We start from the raw sequence: 11,716 nt of genomic DNA on the forward strand, positions 1-11,716 counted from the left end.
GACGCGGACCCTTGCAGGTGCCTGACTTGCGGGTAGCATCACTTGTAATGATCTGAGTCAAGCACCGTCGCTCAAGGAGTCGCCGTGGATCACTCTGAGCCTTCCTCTCCCGTAGGCCTCGGGCAGCGCATCCGTGAACTCCGGGTCCGGCGTGGACTCAAGCAGCAGGACCTCGCGTCCGAGGAGATCTCCACCAGCTATGTGTCGCTGATCGAGTCCGGCAAGCGGGCACCGTCCGACACGGTGCTCGGCACCCTGGCCGAGAAGCTGGGCTGCTCCGCCGAATATCTGCGCACCGGCCGCGACCAGCACGAGATGGAGGAGGCCCGGCTCAAGCTGGCCTTCGGCGACATGGCGCTGCGCAACGGGGCCGACGGCGAGGCGCTCCAGACCTTCAGCGAACTGCTCGGCGGCGCGCTGCCGTTGGACGCCACCATGAAGCGACGCGCCCGCATGGGCCAGGCCACCGCGCTGGAGAAGCTCGGGCGTCTGGAGGCCGCGATCCCCCTCCTTGAGGAGATCTTCGCCGACCGCGCGCTCGCGGCGGGATCGGACGAGTGGTGCCGTACGGCGGTGGCGCTGTGCCGCTGCTACCGCAACATGGGCGACATCGTCTACAGCATCGAGATCGGCGAGCGCGCCATGAGCAAGCTGGACTCGCTGGGCCTGGATGTGACGGTGGACCACGTTCAGCTCGGGTCCACCCTCATGGGCTCCTACCGCCGGCGTGGAGACCACACCCGGGCGCATCTGCTCGCCCAGCGTCTCATCCCCCTCGCCGAGAAGCAGGGCGCACGGGCCGCTCGGGGCGCGGTGTACTGGAACGCGGGTCTGGTCGCCCAGTCGCGGGGGCAGCTGACCGAGGCGCTTGCCCTGACCGAGCGTGCGTTGGCGATGATGGCCGAGGACGACAACGTGCGCCATGTCGCCATGCTCAAGATGAACTACGGGTGGCTGCTGCTGCAGACCGAGTCCGGGGACCTCGGCCGGGCCAAGGAACTCCTGGAAGGGGCGCAGCAGTCGCTCGCGGAGACCGGTAACGCCGACGAGCTCGCGCGCTGCGAATTCCATCTGGCCGAGGCCGATACCGCGCTGGGCCATTGGACCGAGGCGACCGCACACGCGGAGCGCGCGATCGGTCTCCTCGGCAGCGAGCCCCGTGTACTCGCGGTCGCCGCCCGTGCCGCCCTCGCCCAACTGCACTTCCTGCGTCAGCAGAACGACCTCGGCAAGCAGGTCCTGGAAGCCGCGACCCGTCAGTTGCGGCACTTCCCCGCCTCATACGAGACCGCGGAGTACTGGCGCCGGATCGGGGACCTCTGGAGGGGCGAGGGCTTCACCAAGCAGGCCCTCGCCGCCTACGACGCGGCGCTGTCCGCAACCGGGCTCCAGCCGACGCCCAACCCGCGCGACGCGCTCACCGAGCAGGCACGCTAGCCGCCACCACCGAGAGCACCCGCTCCCGCAGCCCCTCCATCGCGGCCAGGGTCTCGGCCTCCACGTGGATGCGGACCAGCGGTACGGTGCGGGCGGCTCGGACGTTGAACCAGGAGCCGTCGCCGAACTCGCCGGTGACGCCGTCGAGATGGTCGAGCTCGGCGTCGGTGGCAGCGAAGTGGGCCGTGACGCGGTGCAGCGCCGCCACGGGGTCCTCGACCCGGATGCCGATCTCCCCGGAGCGCGGGTAGCGGTCGTGGCCCGCGACCAGTTCGGAGAGCTTGCGGCCCGAGTGGCCGAGCTCCGCGACGAGGTGCAGTGCGGCGAGCAGGGCCGAGTCGGCGCACCAGAAGTCGCGGAAGTAGTAGCGGCCCGAGTGCGAGCCGCCGAAGGCCGCGCCCTGTTCGGCCATCAGGGAGCGGATGGCAGCGCGGCCGGCCCGGCAGCGCAGCGGGATGCCGCCGGCCGCCTCGACCGCCTCGATGGCGCTGCGCGAGGTGATGAGGTCGTGGACCACGGCGGCGCCGGGGCGGCGGGCGAGTTCGCGGGCCGCGACCAGGGCGATGACCGCGGCCGGCGAGACCGCGACGCCGCGCTCGTCCACGGCGCGCAGGTGCTCCGCGCCCGCGTCGAAGGCGAGCCCCAGGTCCGCTCCCGTACGCCGCACCCGCTCCCCCAGATACCAACTTCCTTGCCCTGAGCGTTCGTTGGAGACCTGGAACCGTACGGGCACCAGCTCCACCGCCGGGTGCAGCACCCGCGGTGCGGTGAGCGCGGCCATGCCGTGGGGCGCGTCGACCACCACCTTCAGCGGCCGGATTCCCGAGAGGTCGACCAGGGAGCGCAGCTTCCGCGCGTAGTCGTCGAGGACCGGCGCCGCGACCACGGAGCCGGGCGCGTCCGTCATCGGCGGACGGGGTCCTGCGAGCCGCTCCCGGATGGCTTCGAGCCCCGTGCCCTCGGCGACCGCGACCGCGCCGGCCCGGCACAACCGGATGGCGTGCGGCGCGCCGGAGCCGTGGCCCGCTGTGACCAGGGCGCCGGGTACGTCCAGGTGGCCCGAGAGACAGGTCAGCGCGTCGGCCGGTCCGGGGCCCGCGTCGAGGACGTCCGCGCCCTGGTCCAGGATCCCTTGGCCGAAGGCGTCCGCGAGCGCCGGCGAGGAGCCCCGCAGGTCGTGCGCCACCGCGACGACGGGCGCCCCGGTGAGCAGCGCGAAGGCGGCGCCGGTCCGGTAGGCGCCGCCCAGGTCCAGCTCGTCGGGGACCCGGCCGCGGACGCCGTACGCCCCGATGATCCGCTCGGCGGTGCCGCGTACCTCACTCATCGTCGCTCTCCTGGGAGTTCGGGCGGAGCCAGAAGGTGGCCAGCGGGGGCAGGGCGAGGGCGGCGCTCTGGGCGCGACCGTGCCAGGGCACCGGCTCGGGCACGATGGCACCGGGATTCACCACGCCGCTCCCGCCGTACCGTTCGGCGTCGCTGTTGAGCACCTCCGTCCACGGGGCGGCGTCGGGCAGGCCGATGCGGTAGCCGGTGCGGACCACCGGCGAGAAGTTGCAGACGACGACCAGGGGACGGCCTTCGGCGTCGTACCGCACGAACGACAGGACGTTGTCCTCCGCCCGGGACCCGTCGATCCAGGAGAAGCCCGACGGGTCGCAGTCGAGTTCCCACAGGGCGGGTGTCGCGGTGTAGACGTGGTTCAGATCACTGACCAGTGACTGGAGGCCGCGGTGGTCGGCGTGGCCGGGCCAGTCCTCGTCGAGCACCCACCACTGCGGCCCACGGTCGTGGTCGAATTCCTCGCCCTGTCCGAACTCCTGACCCATAAAGAGGAGTTGCTTTCCCGGATGGGCCCACATGTAACCCAGGGTGGCGCGGAGATTCGCGCGCTGCTGCCACCAGTCCCCCGGCATCTTGGCGACCAGGGATCGCTTGCCGTGCACGACCTCGTCGTGCGAGAGGGGCAGCAGATAGGCCTCGCTGTAGGCGTACACCATGGAGAAGGTCAACTCGTCGTGGTGATAGGAGCGGTGGACCGGGTCGCGGGCGACATAGCCGAGCGAATCGTGCATCCAGCCCATGTTCCACTTGAGGTCGAAACCGAGTCCGCCGAATCCGTCCTGGCCCACCTCGTAGGTGGGCCGGGTCACGCCCGGCCAGGACGTCGACTCCTCGGCGATGGTGAGGGCGCCCGGGGCACGCCGGCGCACAGTATCGGTCATTTCCTGCAGGAAGGCGACGGCGGCCAGGTTTTCCCGTCCGCCGTGCTCATTGGGGCTCCAGCCGCCCTCCTCGCGGGAATAGTCCAGGTAGAGCATCGAGGCGACGGCGTCCACGCGTATCGCGTCGACATGGAATTCGGTGCACCAGTAAACGGCGTTGGCGACAAGGAAGTTGCGTACCTCGCGGCGGCCGTAGTCGAATTCCAGGGTGCCCCAGTCCGGATGATGGGCGCGCCGGGTGTCCGCGGGCTCGTAAAGGGGTTCGCCGTCGAATCGGGAAAGGGCGAACTCGTCCTTCGGGAAATGGGCCGGCACCCAGTCCGCGATGACCCCGATCCCGGCGCCGTGCAGCGCGTCCACGAGGTAGCGGAAGTCGTCGGGGGTGCCCAGGCGGGCGGTCGGGGCGAAGTAGCCCGTCACCTGGTAGCCCCAGGAGCCGCCGAAGGGATGTTCCATCACCGGCATGAGCTCCACGTGTGTGAACCCGAGACCGGCGACGTATTTCGGCAACTCCTCGGCGAGTTCGCGGTAGGTGAGGCCCGGCCGCCATGACGGGATGTGGACCTCGTAGACCGACATCGGGCGCTGCCGGCAGTCCTCGCCGCCCCGCTCGGCCATCCAGTCGGCGTCGCCCCAGACGTACGAGGACTCGTGGACGACGGACGCGGTCGCGGGCGGGCACTCGGTGGCGCGGGCCAGCGGGTCGGCCTTCTGCAGCATGCGGCCGTCGCGGGTGTGGATCTCGTACTTGTAGCGGGTGCCGGGTCCGGCGTCCGGCACGAACAGTTCCCATACGCCGCTGGAGCCGAGCGAGCGCATGGGGTGCGCGGTGCCGTTCCAGCCGTTGAAGTCGCCGATGACGCGCACCCCTTGGGCGTTGGGGGCCCATACGGCGAAGGCGGTGCCGGTGACGCCTTCGAGGGTGCGGATCCGGGCGCCGAGGGCCCGCCACAGCTCCCAGTGGCGGCCCTCGGCGATGAGGTGCAGATCGAGGTCGCCGAGGGTGGGCAGGAAGCGGTAGCCGTCCTCGTGGCTCTCCTCCCGTTCTCCGTAGGCGACGTGGAGCCGGTAGGCGGGCACCGCGGTGCCCGGAAGGAGGCCGGTGAACAACCCGTCTCGCTGGTGGGCGAGTTCGACCCGGGCTCCGTCCGCGGTGACCGCCGCCACGCCGCGGGCGAGCGGGCGCAGCACCCTGACCGCGACACCGTCCGCCACCGGGTGCGCGCCGAGCACGGCGTGCGGGTCGTGGTGCGCCCCCGCGAGCAGCCGGTCGAGTTCGGCGTCGGCCATACGGGTCGTCAAGTGCCGGGTCTGGAGCACGGGTTGGGGTTCCTCTCGGAGTCGTCGGGAGCCTGTGAGCCGTGTGACGGCGCATGCGGCACTCGGGTTCAGCGGGGGCCTGCGAGCCGGTGGAGCGCGGCCAGTGGGACGGGCAGCAGGGCCGGGCGGTGCCGTGCCTCGTAGACGGCCTCGTACACCGCCTTGTCGGCCTCGAAGGCGCGCAGCGGCACGGGCCGGCAGTAGGGGTCGGCGCCGCCCGCGTCGCGGTAGCCGTCGCAGAAGGCGCGCCGGTTGCGGACGGCCCAGGCCTGCGCGCGCCGGGTGCGCCGAAGGCGGGGTCCCGGCCCCGTGTCGGCGGACCGTTCCCGCACGTCGGCGAGCGCGGTGCGGGCCGCGTAGTCGAAGGAGCGCAGCATGGAGGCGACGTCGCGCAGCGCGGACTGCGGCCGGCTCCGTTCGGCGGCGGGGGTGGCGGGCTGGCCCTCGAAGTCGATGATCCGCCAGCCGTCGGCGGTGCGCAGCGCCTGCCCCAAATGCAGGTCTCCGTGCGTGCGTTGGGCGAGCATCGGGCAGCCGCGTGCGGCCATCGCCGCGTAGTCCTCGTACAGGCCGCCCAGCGCGGTGCGGTAGCGGGCGAGCGCGGGCACCTCCTCGGTCGCTTCCGCCAAGCGGCGCTTCATGCCCGCGGCGTCGTCGGCCACCTCGCCCGGCTCCAGCAGATGGCGGGGGAACGCCTCGGCGAGCGCGGTGTGGACCTCGGCGACGGCCTGGCCGAGGGTGCGGGCGTGCGCGGTGAAGCCGCCGGTCGCGGGGATGGTGCGGCAGCTGCCCTCGATGTGGTCGGCGGCGTGCCGCACGGCGCTCTCCCAGCCGTCGGCCTCGGCGGGCAGGAAGTCTTCGAGCAGCCCGAGCACCAGTCCCTCGCCGCCCGGCTCGTCGGTGTGCAGCGCGCCGTGCAGGCGGGGGGTGCGGGTGCAGCGCTGTCCGGTGAGGGCGCGCAGGGTTTCGATCTCGGCGTGCGGGCCCGGTTCCGGCCGTCGGTAGAGCTTGAGCAGCAGCCGGTCGCCGTACGCCACCGTGCTGTTGCTCTGCTCGGCGGTCAGTGCCCGGGGTATGAGGCCGACCGGCAGGGGCAGCGCGGAGGTGCGTTCCAGGCGCGGCCCGCCGGTCCGGTCGCGGACGGCGAGGGTGCGCAGGAGCACCCCGAGGAGCGCCGGGTCCTCGACGCCCTCGTACAGCGTCCAGCCCCGCCAGGGCCCGTCCGGCACCTCGGCGATGGCGGCCGGGGCGAGGCGGGCCGGGAGGTCCGGGCGCAGGCCGAGGAGGAGCTGGTAGAGCCGCTCGGGGCCGTCGGTGTGGCGGGCTCGCAGCACGGCGTGGACCAGCGCCGGGGACTGTTCCCGTACGACGGTGACGGCGACCGGGATCAGTTCGGCGAGCGGCCCGCCGCCGCCCGCGAACCAGCGGCGGGTGGTGAGCCAGGGTTCGAGGGCGGGCAGCAGCGGGGTGAGGATGCCCGGCTCGGTGGCGGTGACGCTCATGGCGTCGGCCCGTCGGTGAGCGGGGTGAGCAGGTGGGCGGGCGTGTGCGACGGCTCCAGGCGTACGTAGGTGTGCGGGTGCCAGGTGTGGAGTTCGCCGGTGAGTTCGTCGCGCACCTTGAGGGAGCCGTCGTCGGGCAGGCCGAGGGCCGCGAGGTCGAAGGAGACGGTGGCCTCGCTCGCGTGGTGCGGGTCGAGGTTGACGACCGCGAGGACGGTGTCGGTCGTACCGTCCGGCGCCCTCAACTGCTTGGAATACGCGAGTACTTGGTCGTGGTCGGTGGGGTGGAAGCGCAGGTTCTTGAGTTCCTGGAGGGCGGGGTGGGCGCGGCGCAGCTCGTTGAGGCGGGTGATCAGCGGGGCGATGGTGCGGCCCTCGGCCTCGGCGGCGGCCCAGTCGCGTGGGCGCAGCTCGTACTTCTCGGAGCGGGCGTAGTCCTCGGTGCCCACCGCGAGCGCCTCGCCCTCGCACAGCTCGTAGCCCGCGTACACGCCCCAGGTCGGCGCGAGGGTCGCGGCGAGCACCGCGCGCGCCTCGAAGGCGGACCGTCCTCCGTTCTGGAGGTAGGCGTGCAGGATGTCGGGGGTGTTGACGAACAGGTTGGGGCGCAGGAAGTCGGCGCTGTCCTGGGCGAGTTCGGTGCCGTACTCGGTCAGTTCGTCCTTGGTGTTCTTCCAGGTGAAGTAGGTGTACGACTGCTGGAAGCCGGCCTGCGCGAGTGCGTGGACCATCGCGCGGCGGGTGAACGCCTCGGCGAGGAAGACCACGTCGGGGTCGGTGGCATTGACGGCGCCGATGACGCGCTCCCAGAAGGCGACCGGTTTGGTGTGCGGGTTGTCGACGCGGAAGATGCGGACGCCCTGGGCGATCCAGTGGCGCAGGATCCTTAGGGTCTCGGCGACCAGGCCCTCGAAGTCCGTGTCGAAGTCGAGGGGGTGGATGTCCTCGTACTTCTTCGGCGGGTTCTCGGCGGAGGCGACGGTGCCGTCCGCGCGGTGGGTGAACCACTCGGGGTGCTCGGTGAGCCAGGGGTGGTCGGGCGAGCACTGGAGCGCGAAGTCCAGGGCCACCTCCAGGCCCAACTCCCTTGCCCTGGCGACGAATTGGCGGAAGTCGTCGAGGGTGCCGAGGGCCGGGTGGATCGCGTCGTGTCCGCCGTCGGCCGAACCGATCGCCCAGGGCGAGCCCACGTCGTCGGGGCCCGCCGTGAGCGTGTTGTCCGGGCCCTTGCGGTGGCTGCGGCCGATGGGGTGGATGGGCGGCAGGTACACCACGTCGAAGCCCATCGCGGCCACCGCCGGCAGGCGCTCGGCGGCGGTGTTGAACGTGCCGCTGACCGGCGCCTGCCCCGGGGTGAGCACCGCTCCCTCGGAGCGCGGGAACAGTTCGTACCAGGAGCCGACGAGGGCGCGCCGGCGCTCGACGAGGAGGTGCAGCGGCCGGGAGGCGGTGACCAGTTCACGCAGCGGACGGGCGTCCAGCGCGGCGATCACCTTCGGATCGGTGGTCGCGGCGAGCCGACGGGGGGCGGGGCTCGCTTCGTCGCGGAGCGCCCCTGCCGCCGCTGTCACCGCCTCCCGGCGGTCTGTGTCCGGGATCGCGAGGGCGGCCCGCTCGTGCAGCAGCGCCCCCTCGGCGAGCGTGAGCTCCACGTCGACCCCGGCGGGAATCTTCAGCTGTGCGTCGCGGCGCCAGGTGCCGACGGGGTCGGCCCAGGCCTCCACGGTGTACGTCCAGAGCCCGGTGGTCTCCAGGACGACGGTCGCCTCCCAGCGGTCGGCGTCGGCGTCGACGAGCACCATCGGCGTCCACGGGCCGGGCCGTCCGGCCGGGTCGCGCAGGACCACGTCGGCGCCGACCTTGCCGCTGCCCTCGCGGAACACGGTGGCGCCGATGGTCACGCTCTCCCCGGCCACCGCCTTGGCGGGCACCTCGCCGCCGCGCACCCGCGGGGTGACGTCGAGGACCGGGATGCGGGCGCCCCGGGGAGCGGCCGGGGTGGCGGCGCGTGCGGAGGTCATGGAGGTCATCGCGCACTCCTCACGGTGGCCCTGCAGGCCGGGCGCTCCCGGTCCGCGAGGAGGTCGATGATGGTCCGGGCGAACAGGTGGCAGTGGGCGCCGGTCCGCGCGGTGACCAGGTCGTCGTGGACCACCACGTCCTGGTCGACGTACTCGCCCCCCATGTTGCGCAGGTCGCCGAGCAGGTTGTTGTGGACGACCGCACGCCGCCCACGCACAAGCGAGGGGACGGGGGCGGCGAGCCACATGCCGTGGCAGATGATGCCCTTGACGATCGCCGGGTCGTTGAACGCCCGGCGCAGGAACGTGGAGGCGGGCGGCAGCCGGTCGGGGTCCTCGGTGTAGCGCAGCCGGTCGGAGACCATGCCGGAGGGCACGATCACGGCGGAGAACTCCTTGAGCGCGAACTCGTCGATGTCCTCGAAGGAGCGGTCCACCTCGAACGGCATCCGGTGCTCGTGTCCGGTGAAGGTCATCTTGTCCTGGCCCCACAGCCGGGTCAGGAAGTGCACTTCGGCGCCTTCCTCGGGGAAGCGGTGCTGGTAGTAGAGGATCTCCGGTTCGTAGAAGTCGCTCTCCATCAGGACGGCGATCTTGTGGCCGGTGAGCCGCACGGCTACTCCTCCCTCCCCCGGCCGGTGACCAGGTCGATGAGAAACGGTCCCGGAGTTCCGAGCGCCTCGGCGACGGCCGCCCCGGCCTGGCCGGGCTTGTCGACGCGTACGGCCGGTACGCCCAGGGACTTGGCCAGGGACGTGAAGTCGATGGCGGGCCGGCTCAGGTCGAAGATCTCGGGGTGGTCGTGGGCGGGGACGTCCACCGAGCGCCAGTACTGCTCGATGTTGTCCTCCAGAAGCTTGTAGCTGCCGTTGTTGCAGATGACGAACTTGGCGCCGATGCCGTAGCGGGCCGCCGTCCACAGCGCCTGGATGGTGTACATCGAGCCGCCGTCGCCGGTGAATCCCACAACTGTCTTGTCGGGGTGGGCGAGTTGGGCGCCGATCGCGCCCGGGATGCCGACGCCGAGGGAGCCGCCGCGGGTCTGGAACCAGTGGCCGGGCCGGGTGGGCGGCAGATGGCGGAAGAGGTCGGGCGACGCCGTCAGCGCCTCGTCGAAGAGGATCGCGTCCTCGGGGAGCTGGCGGGCCAGTTCCTGGGCGAAGGCGGTGGTGGGCAGGGCCAGCGGGTCGAGCGCGGCCTCGTTCTTCTGCTGGTTCGCGGCGAGTTCGTAGGACCGCTCGGCGACCCGGCGTTTCAGCCACTCCTCGGCGCGCCGCCGGCTCTCGGGGCTCATCCGGGCTTCCAGCGCGTCGGCGAGCGCGGCCAGGGTGCGCTTCGGGTCGGCGACGAGACCGAGGTCCACGGGGAAGTTCTTGGCGATGGCGTCGGTGTCCAGGTCGATGTGCACGACCGGGGCGCCGGGCGCGAAGACCCCGTCGAGGGCGGGATACACCTCGGGCAGCGCGTACGTGCCGACGATGAGGACGGCGTCGGCGGCCGCTGTCACCCGGCGGCTGTTCTCGCCGAACATGTGGCCCAACTGCCCTGCGTACGCCGGGTGTTCCACCGACAGATTGACCTCCGACCAGTCGGCGCCCCACACCTCCGCGCCCCACGTCTGGGCGAGCCGGGCGAGCTCCTGATGCGCGCCGGAGAAGTGCACCCCGTCCCCGGCGACGACGATCGGACGCTCGGCACCGGCGAGCAGCGAGGCCGCCCTGCCGAGCGCCTCGGGGTCGGGGGTGCTCGCGGTGTCGAGGTAGGTGACCGGCACGGCCTCCTCGGTGGTGGGCCGGTCCATGACATCGGCGGGCAGCACCACGAGCACCGGGCCGTACGGGGGCGTGCCGGCCACCTTGAAGGCGCGGCGCAGGGTCCGCAGCGTGGACTCGGGGTCCACGACGCGGGTGGCCCACTTGGTGACCGGCTCGGCCATGGCCACCAGGTCGGCGGCCATCTGCGCTTCCATGTTCTCGTAGCGCAGACCGGCCTCGCCGGCGATCACCACGAGCGGGGCGTGTCCCCGTTTGGCCTGGTAGAGCATTCCGACGCCGTTGCCGAGGCCCACTCCGGTGTGGAGCTGGACGACGGTGGGGCGGCGGGTGGCCCGCGCGTAACCGTCCGCCATGCCGACGGCGACGGCCTCCTGCAGTGCGAGGACGTACTCCAGTGAGGGGAAGTGGCGCAGTTCGTCGAGGAATCCCTGCTCGACCGTGCCGGGGTTGCCGAACATGTACCGGACCCCGTCGGCCTGCAGCTGTTCGAGCATCGCGACCCGCGCGGGCCTGCTGACCATGGTGTGCTCACCTCTCGTGCGGAACGGTAACTGCCGTACGGATCAGGTCAGTTGGTGAGGAAGCCCCACTGGCGCAGACCCTGCTCCAGGACCTCGACGACCTTCTGTCCGGTGAGGTAGGAGTCGGGGGTGGACCGCCCGGTGATGAACGGGTAGTCGACGATGACCGACGTCTCCTTGCCGAAGTTGCCGTGGTAAGCCCCGTCGGGCGCGGTCGCGTCGCGCAGGATGTACTCCAGCGGGTACGGCGGCGGGCCGATCACGAAGTCGGTGCCCATGAACCCGGTGCCGTCCTTGTAGTCGTACTCGATGCAGTGCCCGGTGACGTGCTTGCCCCGGATGATGCTGGTGCGGTCCTCCTGGTCGCGGGCGAAGGCGAGGGCCGCGACGCCGTAGCACTCGGCCGCGATCGGCAGGTCGAGCGCGTGGAAGGCGAGGATCAGGTCGTGCACCCGCCAGTTGTTGGCGAGGTCGACGATGGGGCCGCTGCCGCCGACGATGAGCAGCGCGTCGTAGCGCCCCGCGATCTGCTCGCGGACCTGCTCCAGGCGGGTGTTGTACGCCTCCCAGTCGCGCAGGAAGTACGGCTTGCTGCGGTAGGGGCGGTCGGGCAGCCAGGACGACAGGTCCAGCGGGTCGTCGAGGCGGTCGGAGGTGTCGATGGCCCTGACCTTGGCGGCCATCTGGGGTGTGGTGACCGAGCGGCCGAGCGGCGGGTCGATGTAGTCGGGGTCCATGCTCGGCGGCAGGGCGGGGGCGCGCTTGCCGGTCGGGGTAGCGAAGCTGACGTGATAGCCGGCCTTGTCGAACGTCTCCAGGGGGCCGATCAGCTCCTCGCCCCAGTAGCCGTATTCGGACAGGACGACGAGGATGCGCTTGCTCACGGGAGTTCCTCTCCTTGGGGGTTCCACGTGG

The 11,716-nt window shown here is 71.9% G+C and carries 8 protein-coding genes; 1 reads left to right on the top strand and 7 read right to left on the bottom strand.

Features of this window, described 5'->3' with window-relative positions; translation table 11 throughout:
• The first annotated feature begins 84 nt into the window (after positions 1-84).
• Entirely contained in the window at positions 85-1,437 is a 1,353-nt protein-coding gene (locus tag ACWC2B_RS07465) for a helix-turn-helix domain-containing protein (RefSeq protein WP_450715489.1), read from the top strand.
• Here ACWC2B_RS07465 and manB read toward each other — a convergent pair.
• The 7 genes from manB to ACWC2B_RS07500 all read right to left on the bottom strand — a co-directional run bounded on the left by manB (position 1,418) and on the right by ACWC2B_RS07500 (position 11,685).
• Positions 1,418-2,764: a phosphomannomutase/phosphoglucomutase gene (gene manB / locus ACWC2B_RS07470; RefSeq protein ID WP_450715490.1), complete on the bottom strand. Its 1,347-nt coding sequence runs from the start codon at positions 2,762-2,764 to the stop codon at positions 1,418-1,420. The two genes, ACWC2B_RS07465 and manB, sit on opposite strands and share 20 nt — an antisense overlap.
• The gene (gene glgB / locus ACWC2B_RS07475) at positions 2,757-4,952 is read right to left on the bottom strand and encodes a 1,4-alpha-glucan branching protein GlgB (protein ID WP_450715574.1); all 2,196 of its coding nucleotides are present in this window, start codon (positions 4,950-4,952) and stop codon (positions 2,757-2,759) included. Before glgB ends, manB begins: the two co-directional genes overlap by 8 nt.
• A 98-nt stretch (positions 4,953-5,050) precedes the next feature.
• Positions 5,051-6,484, bottom strand: coding sequence for a maltokinase N-terminal cap-like domain-containing protein (locus ACWC2B_RS07480; protein ID WP_450715491.1), 1,434 nt, complete (start codon positions 6,482-6,484; stop codon positions 5,051-5,053).
• Positions 6,481-8,514 (bottom strand): alpha-1,4-glucan--maltose-1-phosphate maltosyltransferase, encoded by a 2,034-nt coding sequence (locus ACWC2B_RS07485; protein WP_450715492.1) that lies wholly within the window; start codon positions 8,512-8,514, stop codon positions 6,481-6,483. The genes ACWC2B_RS07480 and ACWC2B_RS07485 overlap by 4 nt, the downstream gene beginning before the upstream one ends.
• On the bottom strand, positions 8,511-9,119 hold the full coding sequence (locus tag ACWC2B_RS07490; protein WP_450715493.1) for a DJ-1/PfpI family protein: 609 nt from the start codon (positions 9,117-9,119) through the stop codon (positions 8,511-8,513). The genes ACWC2B_RS07485 and ACWC2B_RS07490 overlap by 4 nt, the downstream gene beginning before the upstream one ends.
• Positions 9,120-9,121: 2 nt before the next feature.
• Entirely contained in the window at positions 9,122-10,801 is a 1,680-nt protein-coding gene (locus ACWC2B_RS07495) for a thiamine pyrophosphate-binding protein (RefSeq protein ID WP_450715494.1), read from the bottom strand.
• A gap of 47 nt (positions 10,802-10,848) precedes the next feature.
• Positions 10,849-11,685, bottom strand: coding sequence for a type 1 glutamine amidotransferase domain-containing protein (locus ACWC2B_RS07500; protein ID WP_450715495.1), 837 nt, complete (start codon positions 11,683-11,685; stop codon positions 10,849-10,851).
• Positions 11,686-11,716: the final 31 nt, after the last annotated feature.

The organism is Streptomyces sp. NPDC001415, assembly GCF_053597395.1.